This window comes from Pristimantibacillus sp. PTI5, assembly GCF_048572955.1.
GTDB lineage: Bacteria > Bacillota > Bacilli > Paenibacillales > Paenibacillaceae > Pristimantibacillus.
In genome coordinates this window covers 1,651,444-1,666,354 of record NZ_CP183886.1, presented here as the reverse complement: position 1 = coordinate 1,666,354, position 14,911 = coordinate 1,651,444, and the positions used below count along the sequence as shown (strand labels likewise).

At 45.0% G+C, this 14,911-nt stretch carries 16 protein-coding genes; 15 read left to right on the top strand and 1 reads right to left on the bottom strand.

Going from position 1 to position 14,911, the window contains the following annotated elements; translation table 11 throughout:
- Positions 1 to 388: 388 nt before the first annotated feature.
- From ACN6MW_RS07555 to ACN6MW_RS07540, 4 genes are all read left to right on the top strand, one after another.
- Positions 389 to 598, top strand: a complete 210-nt coding sequence (locus tag ACN6MW_RS07555; protein WP_419876292.1) for an AMP-binding protein — start codon at positions 389 to 391, stop codon at positions 596 to 598.
- Between the two features lie 320 nt (positions 599 to 918).
- A complete protein-coding gene (locus ACN6MW_RS07550) occupies positions 919 to 2,379 on the top strand; it encodes a glycoside hydrolase family 32 protein (RefSeq protein WP_419874916.1) in 1,461 nt (486 codons plus the stop codon).
- 21 nt (positions 2,380 to 2,400) lie between these two features.
- Positions 2,401 to 3,456, top strand: a complete 1,056-nt coding sequence (locus ACN6MW_RS07545; RefSeq protein WP_419874915.1) for a hypothetical protein — start codon at positions 2,401 to 2,403, stop codon at positions 3,454 to 3,456.
- A 60-nt stretch (positions 3,457 to 3,516) separates the two neighbouring features.
- Positions 3,517 to 3,792: an acyl carrier protein gene (locus ACN6MW_RS07540; protein ID WP_419874914.1), complete on the top strand. Its 276-nt coding sequence runs from the start codon at positions 3,517 to 3,519 to the stop codon at positions 3,790 to 3,792.
- Here ACN6MW_RS07540 and ACN6MW_RS07535 read toward each other — a convergent pair.
- Positions 3,785 to 4,633: a PIG-L deacetylase family protein gene (locus ACN6MW_RS07535; RefSeq protein WP_419874913.1), complete on the bottom strand. Its 849-nt coding sequence runs from the start codon at positions 4,631 to 4,633 to the stop codon at positions 3,785 to 3,787. The genes ACN6MW_RS07540 and ACN6MW_RS07535 overlap by 8 nt on opposite strands.
- Positions 4,634 to 4,701: 68 nt before the next feature.
- Here ACN6MW_RS07535 and ACN6MW_RS07530 point away from each other — a divergent pair, with 68 nt between their 5' ends.
- The 11 genes from ACN6MW_RS07530 (at position 4,702) to ACN6MW_RS07480 (ending at position 14,531) form a co-directional block, all read left to right on the top strand.
- A complete protein-coding gene (locus ACN6MW_RS07530) occupies positions 4,702 to 4,950 on the top strand; it encodes an acyl carrier protein (RefSeq protein WP_419874912.1) in 249 nt (82 codons plus the stop codon).
- Positions 4,943 to 6,268 (top strand): hypothetical protein, encoded by a 1,326-nt coding sequence (locus ACN6MW_RS07525; protein WP_419874911.1) that lies wholly within the window; start codon positions 4,943 to 4,945, stop codon positions 6,266 to 6,268. The genes ACN6MW_RS07530 and ACN6MW_RS07525 overlap by 8 nt, the downstream gene beginning before the upstream one ends.
- On the top strand, positions 6,237 to 7,364 hold the full coding sequence (locus tag ACN6MW_RS07520) for a hypothetical protein (protein ID WP_419874910.1): 1,128 nt from the start codon (positions 6,237 to 6,239) through the stop codon (positions 7,362 to 7,364). Before ACN6MW_RS07525 ends, ACN6MW_RS07520 begins: the two co-directional genes overlap by 32 nt.
- Positions 7,342 to 8,514 carry a radical SAM protein gene (locus ACN6MW_RS07515; RefSeq protein WP_419874909.1) on the top strand — a complete coding sequence of 391 codons (1,173 nt, stop codon included), beginning with the start codon at positions 7,342 to 7,344 and terminating at the stop codon, positions 8,512 to 8,514. The genes ACN6MW_RS07520 and ACN6MW_RS07515 overlap by 23 nt, the downstream gene beginning before the upstream one ends.
- A gap of 36 nt (positions 8,515 to 8,550) precedes the next feature.
- Positions 8,551 to 9,534 (top strand): ABC transporter ATP-binding protein, encoded by a 984-nt coding sequence (locus ACN6MW_RS07510; RefSeq protein WP_419874908.1) that lies wholly within the window; start codon positions 8,551 to 8,553, stop codon positions 9,532 to 9,534.
- Positions 9,531 to 10,340: an ABC transporter permease gene (locus ACN6MW_RS07505; RefSeq protein ID WP_419874907.1), complete on the top strand. Its 810-nt coding sequence runs from the start codon at positions 9,531 to 9,533 to the stop codon at positions 10,338 to 10,340. The genes ACN6MW_RS07510 and ACN6MW_RS07505 overlap by 4 nt, the downstream gene beginning before the upstream one ends.
- A 2-nt stretch (positions 10,341 to 10,342) precedes the next feature.
- A complete protein-coding gene (locus tag ACN6MW_RS07500; RefSeq protein WP_419874906.1) occupies positions 10,343 to 11,155 on the top strand; it encodes an ABC transporter permease in 813 nt (270 codons plus the stop codon).
- Positions 11,156 to 11,173: 18 nt separating this feature from the next.
- Positions 11,174 to 12,175 carry a methyltransferase domain-containing protein gene (locus tag ACN6MW_RS07495; RefSeq protein WP_419874905.1) on the top strand — a complete coding sequence of 334 codons (1,002 nt, stop codon included), beginning with the start codon at positions 11,174 to 11,176 and terminating at the stop codon, positions 12,173 to 12,175.
- Positions 12,172 to 13,119, top strand: coding sequence for a methyltransferase domain-containing protein (locus tag ACN6MW_RS07490; protein WP_419874904.1), 948 nt, complete (start codon positions 12,172 to 12,174; stop codon positions 13,117 to 13,119). The genes ACN6MW_RS07495 and ACN6MW_RS07490 overlap by 4 nt, the downstream gene beginning before the upstream one ends.
- A 107-nt stretch (positions 13,120 to 13,226) precedes the next feature.
- Positions 13,227 to 14,063 (top strand): 3-oxoacyl-[acyl-carrier-protein] synthase III C-terminal domain-containing protein, encoded by an 837-nt coding sequence (locus tag ACN6MW_RS07485; protein ID WP_419874903.1) that lies wholly within the window; start codon positions 13,227 to 13,229, stop codon positions 14,061 to 14,063.
- Between the two features lie 27 nt (positions 14,064 to 14,090).
- Positions 14,091 to 14,531: a hypothetical protein gene (locus tag ACN6MW_RS07480; RefSeq protein WP_419874902.1), complete on the top strand. Its 441-nt coding sequence runs from the start codon at positions 14,091 to 14,093 to the stop codon at positions 14,529 to 14,531.
- Positions 14,532 to 14,911 lie beyond the last annotated feature (380 nt).

Here is a 14,911-nt window from a genome sequence, read left to right as displayed (position 1 = left end):
TATTAATTCCAATAAGTCTCAATCACCTTAATATGTTCTTGCAATATTTATATTATTCAATTCCTCTCCCCCCAGGGCAGAAGAGTTTCATTACATGTTTTGCCTTTGATTGCAGAAAACTATGAAACTAAATGACTCAGAAAATAATATATTAGACTGACGATGCTTCATTAAGCTCCCTTGGTACGATATGTTTTTCTCGCGAATACTCGCTTATTCGCAAGATTTCGCCCGGTTGGTAAGGACTGAAAGACAAGAAGGGGAGCGCCTTAGGAACCAGAAGTGGCATGGGTGTAATAGCCTTGGTGGTGCCTCTTAGAACGATCGAAATGATGTCCGAGGACGAGAAGCAGTTACATTTGATTACATTCAATGAGACTTTGGCTGAATTCCCACAGCAAGAGACCCTTCAACAATTATTCGAGGAACAAGCCAAAGAATTCCGGATGCAGTTGCGATTACCTCTGGGAACGAGAGTTTAACCTATGCTGAGCTTAATGCAAGAGCTAACAGTTTGGCATGTAAACTCCGGGGATGCGGTGTCAATAGGGATATGATATTTGGCTTGCTGGTGGAATGGTCGTTGGAAATGATGTAAATAATTATACTTAGTGAAAAGGCTAAAAATGTTAAAAATAATTTTACAAATGTAATATGATAATTTTAAATTTCTATGCTAATTACTGAAATATTAGAATGAAATTTTTAAGTATACGTTTTCACATCCGTGCTTTGTGCAATAAAACAACAATAATGACAATTATAAGTTTTCAAATGACAAATATACATTTACATTTATCAGTTGACTTTTCTGGATTAATTTGATAAATTATTGAGCAAATGAATGCTAATGCACAATATGGAACATTCAGGCAATCATTTTGTAAATCTAATAACCGGATAAAGGAGCAATGAAAATTGAATGTCATTTCTGAACAACATTTTCGGCCATCTTATCATTTCACGCCTCGGGAGAATTGGTTAAATGATCCTAATGGAATGGTGTTTTTTAACGGCGAGTATCATTTATTCTTTCAACATCACCCCTATGGTACATTTAACGGGCCAATGCACTGGGGACATGCAATCAGTTCCGATCTGGTTAGGTGGGAAGAACAACAGGTTGCGTTAAAGCCAGATGAGCTTGGGGTTATTTTCTCGGGCAGCGCTGTGGTTGACTGGAAGGATACTACGGGCTTTTTTGACGGTAAACCGGGACTGGTAGCCATCTTCACGCATCATTATCATGAACCGGGAACGGAGCATGCTCTGCAGCGCCAAAGTCTTGCCTATAGTGCGGATTCTGGAAGAACGTGGGTCAAATATGAGGGTAATCCTGTACTTTCAGATGACAGATTCATAGACTTCCGGGATCCCAAGGTTATATGGCATGAAGAGACATTGAAGTGGGTCATGATACTGGCCTGCGGGCAGACTGTATGCATCTATACATCGCCGAATTTAAAAGATTGGGAATTTGCAAGCGAATTCGGCCAAAACATCGGATCGCATGATGGAGTGTGGGAGTGCCCGGATTTATTTCAGCTCTCTGTTGATGGAGATTCTTCCAGAACAAAATGGGTTATGATTGTAAGCATCGGTAGCGAGCCGGAATTTATGGAAGGCTCAAGAACGCAGTATTTTACTGGGGAGTTTGACGGACGTACGTTTGTACATGACGAAGATTCGAAGCGGGTGCGCTGGCTGGATTCTGGAAGGGACAATTATGCTGGTGTCACCTGGTCGGATATTCCTTCCGAGGATGGGCGGCGTATCTTTATCGGGTGGATGAGCAATTGGAAATATGCAGGCCTAACGCCGACAGAAGGTTGGAGAGGAGCAATGACGACACCACGCGAGCTTACGCTTGAGAGCAGAAATGGTGAAATCAAGCTCATCCAACGGCCTGTACGGGAATTTTCGACCTTAAGGAAGCCGCTTTTATCACTAAAGGATAGTACATTGGCGGATGCGAATGCTCGATTGGCGGAACTGGCCCTAGACAGTTATGAGCTAGTCTGTGATATCCAAACAAATGAATCATTTAGTCTCAGATTACGCACCTCGGCTGAGCAGGAGACCGTTGTGGGTTATAGACCTGACCTCACTGAGCTGTTTGTGGATCGAACGCGATCTGGCAAGACGGATTTTCACAAAGATTTTTCCGGCGGAAATCCGATTAAGTTGACAACAACATCACCAAATAGAGTAGAACTTCGCATCTATGTGGACGGTTCTTCCTTGGAGGTTTTCGCAAGTGATGGAGAAGCTGTATTTACGAATTTGATTTTTCCTGATTCTGACGCCATGGGCTTAGGGATCGTCTCCGAGGATCATAACGCTATTCTACACTCATTGGACATTTATCTATTAAGTTAATCCAGAGCCAAGATGTGATAAATGAAGCTCAATAATAGCTGGGATGTGATGTATATCAACGAGGCTAGAGTGAAAGTGATTGAAAAAATATTACCGATGCGGTATCCGACGATTACTTCATGGCAATGGCAAGCGAATACATTTGCTGTGCTTGACAATTATCCTGAAACGGAGCCCTGGATGATGAGTCATTTCATTCAGCTTCAGCTAACCTCAAACCCGGGCAGCTCGTATGTGGATTTCTATCGCACGCCCACCTTCGAGTTTTGCCCGTGGCTGTTCCATCAGCATTTGAAGAGGGAAACGGTGCATTATATTAATGAGGATATTTGCTCGTTCTTCATTGATGCCATAGATCGGGACCATTATATTTACGGCTTGTTTGATCAAGCTTACTTTTTGCCTGAACACGGTGTTCCGCATGATTTGTTTATTTATGGATACGATCTGAGAAAAAAAGTTTTTTATGTGGCCGATTTCACTTTTACAGGCAAATATTCATTTGCGAAAGTGCCATTCGTTGAACTAGAGAAGGCTTATTACTCCATACAACGCGAGCATGATTGGCTGTATTCAGGTAAGGGAGGCGTGTCCTTACTCAGCTTCGATGCGCGAGCCAACTATGATTTTCGTCTAGCGAATGTGATAGAGCAGTTGGAGGGCTTCTTGAGCGGGCAAAACTGCTTTGAGAAAAGCCGAGAGTTGACGTACCACACTCAGCCGTTCGTATCCGGTCTTGAGGTATACGAGAAGTTGATCGAGGATTTAGGGAAGATTCGCGTCAACGAGCAGTTGCCTGATGTTAGGCCGTTTCACGTCATCTGCGACCATAAGACGTTAATGCTGCGCCGCATCGTCTTTCTGGAACGCCGAGGTTATCTTGAGCCTGATTCCGGCCTCGTAGAGCGATGTCGTGAGGTGGAGAATACGGCATTGGTATGCCGTAATCTGCTGATTAAATATGAGATTACGCAAGACTCACGCATCATCGACAAAATGATCTCAAAATTAAGACAAATGATTAAGAACGAAAGGGAGTTTATCGAGCTGTTGTTATCTAAGCTGCAACAGCGATGATAAGAATAGGATGCTCCCACTATCAAGTTCTATCGATTTCGGAGAGGAGTTGTCATAAGTATGAGCATGTTAAGCGTCGTAGGGCAGGTGATTGAGATAATACAGCACAAAGTGACTGATACTGCGAACGAAGTGTCCATCCTAGCAGACACTCCGCTGCGAGATGTATGGCTAATGCTCGATTCCGTGCAGATCGTCGAGTTAATTGTGCAGCTTGAGGTCCAATACGGGATTTCCTTGCCGGATGAGTTGCTTGGGAACGTCGACAATATCGAATATACGGTAGCGATTCTAGCTGACGTAATCGAAAAAGAGACTTCCGAACAGCTTACATGACAGGACTGCTAAGCGAGACGGATTTTTCATTACTAGTGGAGTATACTCTAAAAACATATGCGCCAGAGTCAACTTGCACAGACTGTCCAACTGAATGAATAGATTTAGCATGACCGACCATTTGCTTAAGCATGCTGTATCTGGATGTCCAAAGCAGACTTAACTGGGAGTTATATTGCAAGCTCGCGTTTATTTTAGCTCTAAGGTTGGTTCTGGACAGCATGATTGAAATGGGAGATAGCCCGCTTGCTAGTTCAGATTTCCACTGCTTGTCCTGGTTATAGCACAAGTAAGGCAGGTCTTCGTAGTAGTACAATCGGCTATTCGTCAAGGGTGCAGATCTAACCATGCATTGCTCGGCCGCTTCCCGAACCAGGAAGTGGTCGATATGCCTGCCGATGCCAAGCGGTAAATAGATACGGTCATAGTTTCTGAAATTAATTTGATTCATCATTGCGGTTACGATTTCTTCCATCACCTCGGCTTCTTCTCCCCCTTCTGTTATGAAGAGATCCTGCAGCTTGTTGTAAATGGGGCTTCCATCTTTGTTTTTTCGATATATGCTTTCCAACTGGCCCAAATGCAACACATTTGTGCCAAGCATATTCGCAGCTTGCATATCCTCAAGACGGCGCACATCCATCGTGTTTAAGCCCAGTCCGAACTTTTTGTGAATAATTCTAGCCAGCATGGATAATTCCGTTCCCATACCAGTGAAGACGGTAGCCACTGTAACTTTGGTGCCTCTCTGTATCAGCCAGTCTATATAATCACCACAAGATAGAATGGCATCATCCAAATGAGCGGAAATAAATAAATGATATTTTTTTATACAATTCACCTCTTTTTTTCTAATTATACACTATATTTCCTTTAAATAAGAAAATTTAAGTGAGAGGATGATTAGTTATGTTTGAAATGATCAAAGAAATTGTGAGCAAGATTAAAGAGGATGAATCCATAAAAGAAACTCTGACTCCATCAAGTGATCTGATAAATGATATTGGCCTTGATTCGTTGCAGATGATCAATTTCATTCTTGAGGTTGAGGATCGTTTTAACGTGGAAATCGTCTATGAGGACCTCGATTACAGCTACCTGCTCTCCATCGAGAATTTCATGGAATTTCTTAAAGGTATGGAGAAAAAGGTTGGCTAGAGCGCTTGTTGCTGGAACATTCGACTCGGAATCGTATTGGAGAGACAGTCAATCGGCGCGCTTGCCCGCTCTTCGCGACAGGGGAAGGGAGAAAATCATTCTGGCGATGGATGAGCTCTTGTTTCCTCTATGTGGAAGTGGCGACGCTCTCGTGACCCGATATGCAATGGAGGAAGCACATAAGGCTTACTTAGCTCGGATCGGCTTCTCCTTCAAGCACTTCACTTTGAAGAGGGAGGACGCAGAAAACAATGTGTTTGAAGCCATAGCAAGCGATTGTGAACACAAAGAGGAATTTGCGGGCTACGGTCAATTATCTCCTTTCTCTATTGTTCCCTCCGTCCATAAGGTCGTTGCCCGTTACGGATACCATTCCGAGCTTCCATCCTATGAAACAGTTAAACGGGTCAATTCAAAGCTCTATTCGACGCTCTTAACCGAAATGCTGCTTGGGAAAAGCCAAGGTAAGCCGGTTTATTCCTGGAATGAGCTGAGGGCTGCTGGTGGGGAAATGCTGAAGGAATGTGAATCATTGCTTGTAAAGGACCCTTATGGCGTTTCGGGAAATGGCAATATGCTCATTCAAACAGAGCAAGCTCTTGAACGGTTAGTCGCTTACATTCGCAAGCAGGAAGAGGCAGGTTTCAGCGCGGCTTTCATTCTCGAGCCATATATGGATGTAGCGAGCGATTTTTCCTGTCAGTTTGAAATTACGCCTAGCGGTACGTTCCACCTCGTCAGCATGCAGAAAATTTTGAACAGGCAGTTTGCCTATGTCGGCTCGATGTCAATGGAGGAAAAGGACATAGCGACGCTGGAGCGGGCGGGGTACTTCGATGTCGTTATGCAGGTAGCCGGCAGTCTCTACCGGGACGGTTATTTCGGTCCGGTATGCATCGATTCAATGTCTCTGCGGGATGGGAAGATTGTTCCTATCGTTGAAATCAATGCACGGCAATCGATGGGCTTCATTAATCATCACCTGGATAACGTGCTTGAGGGGAAGGGGAAGAAGGGGTTTTTAACGTTCCGCTCAGTCGGCTTCCGCGACAGGTTTGATTATGAAAGCTGGATAATGGACTTGGAGGGGAGTGATCTGTTGTACCCGAACCGCACTGGGAACGGCATTTTGCCACTTTCTTCGGCAACCCTGCTTGCCAATGCGTACTCATCCGATCAGGTCGTTTCGACTAATGCTGGTTATTGCAAAGGAAAGCTCTATATGACGATTGTTGCAGATAATGCAGCTGAGAGAGATCGCTATTTGGAGCTGATGAGACTACTCTTTGAGCATAAAGGAGGGAAATGGTATAGCTAACGGTACTCAGGGGACGGTAACTTTGCTTGGTTCAGGCAATTCGCTCGGCGTATACGTACCGGTTATCCAATTGAGCCGCCAGCTAAATGGCAGAGGTATACCGGTGGATGTATGCGTTCTTGAGGATTTGTATTTCGATGTTCTTCAGCACAAGTTGGCTACATACAAAAAGGCTTTCCATGACAGCTTTGGCGTAGCCAAAAAAGGAGCGGAGCTAGCCCGTGACAGTGCGGGAAGCTTTGATCCTGCGAAGGTCAACAGGTTGTTGGATATGTGGGAGCAAGAGAAGCGGAGTAGCTTTATAGCTGCGACGGGCTTTTGGTTGCCGATTATCGAGCAGTATCAGCTTCGCTTGGGAGCGAGGCCACTGGGGGTTCAATTTCTGCATCTGGATGCAGACTATTCCCCTTCTTATTTGGTGTATGGGAATCGTGCCGATCCTTATAGGCATATATGGTTCTACGGCAACGAAAATAGCGGAATGACCCACCGTATAGCGATTTCCGAAGAGCCGCCGATACCGTTCAGTCAACGAGAGGAGCGGTATTTGGTACACGGGGGAGGCTGGGGGATCGGAACCTACAGATCAGCAGCTCAGGAGTTAATCCAGTCGGGTAAACGGCTGAATGTTCTCGCTTATTATGACGAAGACCTCATTGAGCAAGAAGAATTTCATTACTACAGAAATGATCCTGCGTGGAGTCCTTGGGTGAGAGATGAGCGCGGTCGTATGCAATTTCCGCCGCTTGCCCGCGTGGAGCCGGGTCAAGCGCCTTGCTACCACAATTGTGAGCAATATCCACTGCTCTTTGGAGTGATACGCAAATCAGCCGCGATCATCAGCAAGCCGGGCGGTTATTCACTTATGGAGTCATTGGCTGCTGCTACTCCAATGGTGTTTCTGGAGCCGTTCGGCAAGCATGAGGCGAGCAACGCAAGACTCTGGATTAAGCAAGGCTACGGTATTTGGTACGAGGATTGGAAAGCTGAACATTTTGCCATGGATGTGCTGGAACCTCTGCATGAGAACCTCGTGCAGGCAAGCAATCAACTCATTGATTATGGAGGGGAATATGATGCAGCCCAAAACGAATAAAACCTTTGATGAACGTGTGTTTAATGACCTGAAGCGGACTATTATGAACATGTCACGAGCCAGCCGGGCTAGGGAAGCGGACAGCCGCTATGCGATGGAAGTTCCAGAGGATATCGGGATTAAACTGAATAATGGATGCAATCTGCGCTGCAAGCATTGCTATGAATGGAACGAGGATGGCTTTCATTGGGCGATGGCGAAGGAGGACCAGAAGAGGGAGATCGATATTCCCTTGATCGAGAAGTTACTGGAGTTCACTCGGGAGAAGAAATCGAAGCTGTACTTGTGGGGAGGCGAGCCGCTTTATTACAGCAAGTTTCCTTTGCTTGCAGATTTACTTGAGAAGGATCAGCGGACAGTTACGATCTGTACGAACGCTATATTGCTAGAACATCATCTGGATTCTCTTCTCAAGATAGGTGAAGGGCTCGTGATCCTTGTCAGTCTGGAAGGATTCGAAGCGGAGAACGATGCAATTCGCGGCAAGGGAACCTACCAGAAAGTTATCCAAGCGGTCGAGCGTCTATTAGAGTTGCAGAAACAAGGCATCTTCAAGGGAAAAGTATCGATCAGTCTTACGATGAACGACGCAATGGTTACGAAGCTGTTTTCCTTCATGAAGCATTTCGAGGAAATGGGTGTTGACTCCGTTTACTTTGTATATCCATGGTATATTTCGTCGGAATCGGCTAAAGAGATGGATGAGTTGTATGTAAAGGAGTTCAATTGGCTTGAGCCAGTGCAGATGGAGCACTGCAGTTGGCATTCGTTCACCTATCACATTTCGCCGGAAAACATCGAGCCTCTTAAAGAGGAGGTCTTGCGCATATCCGAACATACTTGGAAAAATCGAATCCGCTTTATGCCGGCTCTGGAGCAAGATGAGATTGGAGATTTCGTAAGAGGCATCCAGAGGACGGGGATGAACCGCAAGCAATGCCTAGCCATATCGACACGCATGGATGTGCTTCCGAGCGGCAGTGTTACGCCTTGCAAGTTTTTCCCGGAGCTAGCCGTAGGGAATATTAGCGAGGTGAATGTCAAGGATGTGTGGCATGGCGAGAATTACGGAAAGCACCGTGAACTGTTATCCTGCGGGTTAATGCCGGTTTGTTCACGCTGCGGCCTACTTTATCATTACGGAAGATAATATTAATAACACAACTATAGAGCAGGGTGATAGCATTTGGAAGCAATCAGAGTTGAGAATCTGGCAAAAAGTTTTACCTATTACACTAAAGAGGTAGGGGTTATGCAATCTCTCAAAAACTTATTTTACAGAAAAACGTTGACCAAGCATGCGGTGAAGGATATCTCCTTCTCAATTGAAACAGGAGAAATTGTTGCATTTCTTGGACCGAACGGGGCGGGTAAAACGACGACGTTGAAAATGCTCTCGGGTATTCTGCATCCAACAGGTGGGAATATTTCCGTACTGGGCTACAAGCCGTACGAGAGAAAGAAGGAATTCAAGAAGCGCTTTGCAATCGTCATGGGTCAGAAGAGCCAGCTATGGGCGGATTTGCCGGCTGCTGAATCCATTCTTCTGAACCGCTATATTTACCAGATTGAGGAACAAGTCTATCGCCGCACATTGGATGAACTGGTTGAGCTCCTGGACGTTAAGCATGTGCTAAACGTCCAGGTCAGGCGCTTGTCATTGGGCGAGCGAATGAAAATGGAGCTAATTGCAGCGCTTATCCATAAGCCGGAGCTGTTGTTTCTGGACGAGCCGACTATCGGTCTCGATATCATTACTCAGAAGAGAGTGAGGGAGTTTCTCTCATATTATAACGAGCATCACAACACGACGATTATTTTAACGAGCCATTACATGAAAGATATTCAGGATTTATGCCAGAGGACACTTATTATTAACGACGGCAACATGGTATTTGACGGCAACCTGAATCAGGTGAATGACGTTTCTGCAGTGTCCAAGATCGTCAAGCTGAAATTTGCTGATTTTGTCGATGCGGACAGACTCGGGATATTTGGGAAGGTGCGCCAATCGGATGGTTATCAGGCGACGCTGGAAATTCCCAAGGAGCAAATTAATTCGTTATCAAGAGAGCTTCTCGATCTTCTTCCCATCGAGGACATAACGATTGAGGAGATGCCCATCGAGGAAGTTATTGTTTCTCTCTACGACAGGAAGCTGCCGATATGAGTTTTTACATGAAGTATACGCGTGTGTTCAAGCTGGGTGTACAAGCTTCGTTAGAGTATAGGCTGGATTTTTTGTTCTCACTGATTAGCGCATTTTTTCCTATTATGATTCAATATTACATTTGGAAGGCTGTCTACGGACGCTCGGAAACGGGCGAATTTTTCGGTTATTCTTACGGGGAGATGATTCTGTACACGATCATGGCAGCAATTGTAACGAGGATCGTATCAACCAATATGGACCATGTAATCGCATCCGACATTAAGAATGGCTCTCTGAACAAGCATTTGATACAGCCCGCTAATTATTTTGGCCTCAAGCTGTTTACAATGCTAGGAAACAAAATGTTTTTTTTCAGCGTGATGATTGCTATTTTGTTCTCCATTCTTTATTATTTTTCATTTCTATATGGGATCAGCATCCATTTTATGAACCTGGTTTGCTTCGTATCGGCAATGGTCATGTCGTTGCTTTTGAACTTTCTCATCTCTTATACGATAGCGGCAATCGCGTTCTGGCTGGCTGAAATCTCTTATTTTTTTGAAATGACTGGATTATTTGTCATCATATTGAGCGGTGGCGTGTTTCCAATTGAAGTATTCGGTAAAACGATGAATGCGATTTTAAGCTATCTTCCGTTCAAATTTACGATATATTTTCCGGCGAATGTCATTAACGGAAAACTGACGATAAATGAAATCGTGGACGGCCTACTGATACAGGGCTTCTGGATTGTTATCATGCTGATTATATCGAATATCATATGGAAGATCGGCTTGAAAAAGTATCTCGGCTTGGGGGGCTAACCGTGGGGGGATGGCAGCGCACGATAAAAAGCTATTTGCTCATTTATTTGCGGTTTATGAAAAATTGCTTTATTGCGCAAATGGAGTATCGCACTAATTTTGTTTTGGGAATTGCCGTTGAAATCGCCTATCTTTTCTCGAAGTTGCTGTATGTTGTTGTTGTGTACGAGACCGATTTGCATATCGGTGATATTACGCCTGACGGAATATTGATGTTCGTGGGCACTTATACAATCATGACGGGCTTGTACGCAGGTCTGTTCTTCACTAATTTCGTCCGTATTCCGGAGTATGTCCGAACTGGGGAGCTCGATCTGCTTATGGTCAAGCCGATTTCCCTGCAGTTTATGGTGTCGTTACGGTATATAGATCTAGGGATGCCGATCCCTAATCTTATAGCTGGCATTACGATGGTATCGATCGGGTGGAACTCGATGGGCATTGACTTGAACGTGAATAATATATGTCTGTTCCTGTTTTATTTGCTGGCTGCCTTAATGATCACGTACGGATTAATGATCATCCCTTCAATACTTTCGTTTTGGTTTATCAACACGGGGGGGCTGGCCGGTATTTTCTATGCGATTTGGGATGCCAACAATATGCCGATGCCGATCTATTCCAAACTGATCCAGAGAATTGGGGTTTATGTACTGCCGTTTCTTGTCATTACGAATTTTGCACCGATGAGCGTTATGGGCCGAATGGATGGACGCTTGATGTTATGGGGAGCTTGCGCGCCCGTCCTTTTGTTCATTGCTGTTCGTCTCATTTGGAAAAAAGCGATTAAAAATTACAGCAGCGCAAGCGGCTAGATGAGGAGGGCTCGAGCAATGAATACGTTATGGTCGTTATCAGGCATTAAGCTGGCATGCGCGCATTGCAAGATGGCTCTGGAACATGCGGATTTGCACCTGATCTGCTCAGCATGCGGTTTGCGGTATCCGCTTACGGAAGGATTGGCGAATATGCGAATAGACTGGTTGCAAGGGGTTGAAGGTGCGGATAGTGCTCATGCATCGGAAGCGGCACACAAGTCAGCGGTACAGGGCGTTTACGACTCCATTAACCGTACGCTTGAAAAAAAAGGGATATCCAGATTTTCAACTTTTATCAACTGGGGATATGTCGCCTCGGACAAGGCAGGAAGCTCCGGTTTTCAAGGAGTGAATGAGAGCTTTGTCCATTTATTGAGCGAAATCGTAGGGACGATGAGTCTTGGGGGGAAGGACGTATTGGAGGTCGGTTGCGGTAGGGGAGGCAATGTTAACGAGTTATGCAAAAATTACGGGACAGGCAGCGTAGTAGGCATTGATCTAACTTCGTCCAACATTGAGTTCTGCCACAAAAACAACCGCTATAAACAAGCATATTATTGCATCGGAGATGCAGAGGAGCTTCCCGTTCAATCGGGATGCTGCGATTATGTACTGAACGTGGAGTCCTCTCATTTATACCCGCGCATCGAACGTTTTTTTTACGAGTCACATCGGGTATTAAAGCCCGAAGGGGCGTTATTGTACGCGGATATTATGAATGCCTCAGATGTTGCGCATTACGAGGCGTTATGGGAGAAGCTTGGTTTTTTCAAGGCGCTGGATCGCGATATTACTGGTAATGTGCTTCTGTCGGGAGAACAATCGCTTAGTACCCGTATGAGCACGCTCGGAGGTTCGTTTGAAGGCAATGTTGGGACACTTGAGTGGCTGGAGGCCCCCGGAACACAGAACCATCAGGATATGCAAACGGGCAAGCGTGTGTTCAAAATCATCCATTTGATTAAGAAGGAGCGGTCTACAGAGCTGTCAGGGATAGAAAGGGGAATCGAGCGATGAATAACCTTAAGCCCCAGGCAGCAATCATGGCATGGGCATGTCCGCGATGCAAGCAGCCGCTTATGAGTATTGAGGGTTTGTTAGGGTGTGTTACATGTAAAGAAAGCTACCGTTATGCTGATGGGGGCATTCCTTGCCTGCTGCCAAGTGAATCGGAGGATGAGCATAAAGCGGAGAAGGATTCCGTCAGACAAATGTTCACTGCATTCAATCAAGCACTGGCTGACAACGGGGTATCACGGTTCTCTGCATTTATCAATTGGGGATACGCAGAGGCTCAGGATCAAACGGCGGGAAATTCCACGGGAGGCGTGAATGAACAATCTTTAAAGCTGCTTCGGGAAATTATGGACGGGATTGAGGTACAGGGCAAGGACGTGCTGGAAATTGCATGCGGCAGAGGCGGTAATATTCGTGCGTTGTGCAAAAGCTATCGCCCCCGCATCGTAGCGGGACTGGACCTTACGGAAGCGAATGTCGCGTTCTGCCACTCTAGCAATCGCTACGAGAATGCGTTCTTCTGCATTGGAGACGCGGAGGCGCTGCCTGTTTCCGATGAATGCTTCGATTTGGTGTTAAATATTGAAGCTTCTGATCTATATCCGCAGATTAATCGTTTCTATGATGAGGTGTTTCGCGTCCTGAAGCCGGGGGGCTTGTTTGTTTACGCGGATGATTTGCACGTGAACAAATTCGACGAAGGTATACGATATTTGGAAAGCCTTGGTTTTGAAGCGATTATAAAACGCGACATTTCGCAGCATGTCCTGCTTGCAAGCGATCTGTCGAGAAAGAACCGTCTTGTTGCGCTGGATGGGGCCCTCGAAGACGAGGGGGCCATCAAGTGGACGATGGGCGTTCCTGGCACACCACTTTATGATGACATGCGGACGGGAAAAAGAAAGTATCAAATTTTGCATTTGTACAAGAAGACTTCAATCTGATGGCGGCTTCTATTACAATTGTCGATAGCTGCGTATATATTCCGGATCAGCAGACCCCGGTAGAGCAGGTTATATGGGATTTAGGTTGCCAGGGAGTTTCACTGCGTATGCAAGAGGAAGAGTACAAGACAAGTGGCTTTCGCTATATTCCGGAAGAACAGATATGTAGCCTGGAGGAGATGATTTACCGGGTATCCGCTCCGTTGCTGACGCGCGCAGCGGAGAGTGGATTGCGGGTGCAAGCCATCGTATTTGCAAGTGTAACGAATCCCATAGAACAGGCGAGAAACTTGTTTATGAGACTTCTGCACGAATTTTCCCTTGAAGAGGTACCTGTTCTTAAGCTTGAGGAATACGGTTGTGCCACTTTCCATTTATATGTGTATTTATCCAAAGGGTTTCTGACGGGGGTGGCATCGGAGGACGAAGCGATATTGTTCGTAACGGCCGATAAAGCGAGAAATGGTGCAGAACGTAGTGATACGTTTATGATTTTCGGGGACGCAGCAAGCGCGGCGTTATGTAAGAGCAACGCTAAGCACGGACACCAAGTATTAGCTTCAGGATTGAAAGCTGATGGAATTGCCTACGATTCAACTCCAGAACGGATCAAAATGTATTTTTCGACTTTTTATTTGTCCGTAAGGCAAGTGGTTAATCAGGTATTGAGGGAGTCCGGAACAACGATGCACCAAATTAGTCTTATTCTATGTACGAATTTGGGTCTGGATACATGGAGTATACTCGCTAAAGCCTTGGGCTGTTCAATGGAGTTGTTTTATACGGATACGCTAGGCAAGATGGGTCATTTGCATAATACGGACATTTTATTGAATATTGAGGAAGCGGTTAGCAGTGGAAGACTGCGAAAGGGTGACTTATATTTGGCCATCACTGTAGGATTTGGCGGGTATTATGGCTGCTCCTTGCATCAGTATGAATAACTGCCAAGGTGGAGGTGTTCTGACAGTATGGCATTAAGAGATAAGGTTACGATTTTATTTTCGGATATCATCGATATTGACGACATACAGTCGCTGGACGAAGCGATAATAAAACTGATGGAAATGAATAGTCAGTGGCTAGAGGGCTTAAATGTCCTTATTTATTGTCATAAAGGGAAATCCGATCCTTCTGTGAGCACTTGTGCAAAAATAAAGAGCAGGCTTCAGTTACCTCAGGTGCTTCCTATTACGCTTGCCGAATCCGGCCGTATAGCGCTTATGCAAGCACGTACGATTCTGAGCTGGCTGATGACCGGCAGTAACTGCAGTAAGGCCATATGCCTGCTGGCGGAAAGAGTAGGCTACGACATTCCTGATCCGTTGCGCGAGCATCGATTCCGGATCTCCATTATTTGTATCGAGTCTTACTACAAGGCTGAAGAAAAGGGTAAAGCGGAGAGCGTATAGCGTGAGAGTTAAGGAAGCGCGTCCGTTTTAGAAAAAGAAAGAAGATCTGCGGCCCAAAGAGAGTGCGTGATGGTTGAACCAATCATGCACTCTCTTTGGGCTATAGCCCTCCATCTGAAAAATCACTACAAAATTTACATTTGCGCAAATATAATAGTCAATAACGTGATTGCGTAACTTTTTTTAATTGTAATTTTTATTTTAATGAACAAAAAAAACGAATGATATTTAGTGTTTTTCTAAGTGTAATCGTGAATATGTTTACTTTTAAGCAAAAAAGAATGATTGTATAGGTTAAATGCACAATTTTATGTTGACATAATTTAATTTAGATTGTAAATTGTAATAGACAGCTGATAACGAAAAGTCAATTTTTTACC

Bases quoted from the DNA above. Each gene is read 5' to 3' on its own strand.
- ACN6MW_RS07545 (WP_419874915.1), top strand. From the start codon at position 2,401: ATGAAGCTCAATAATAGCTGGGATGTGATGTATATCAACGAGGCTAGA.
- ACN6MW_RS07540 (WP_419874914.1), top strand. From the start codon at position 3,517: ATGAGCATGTTAAGCGTCGTAGGGCAGGTGATTGAGATAATACAGCAC.
- ACN6MW_RS07530 (WP_419874912.1), top strand. From the start codon at position 4,702: ATGTTTGAAATGATCAAAGAAATTGTGAGCAAGATTAAAGAGGATGAA.
- ACN6MW_RS07515 (WP_419874909.1), top strand. From the start codon at position 7,342: ATGATGCAGCCCAAAACGAATAAAACCTTTGATGAACGTGTGTTTAAT.
- ACN6MW_RS07505 (WP_419874907.1), top strand. From the start codon at position 9,531: ATGAGTTTTTACATGAAGTATACGCGTGTGTTCAAGCTGGGTGTACAA.
- ACN6MW_RS07495 (WP_419874905.1), top strand. From the start codon at position 11,174: ATGAATACGTTATGGTCGTTATCAGGCATTAAGCTGGCATGCGCGCAT.
- ACN6MW_RS07490 (WP_419874904.1), top strand. From the start codon at position 12,172: ATGAATAACCTTAAGCCCCAGGCAGCAATCATGGCATGGGCATGTCCG.
- ACN6MW_RS07485 (WP_419874903.1), top strand. From the start codon at position 13,227: ATGCAAGAGGAAGAGTACAAGACAAGTGGCTTTCGCTATATTCCGGAA.
- ACN6MW_RS07480 (WP_419874902.1), top strand. From the start codon at position 14,091: ATGGCATTAAGAGATAAGGTTACGATTTTATTTTCGGATATCATCGAT.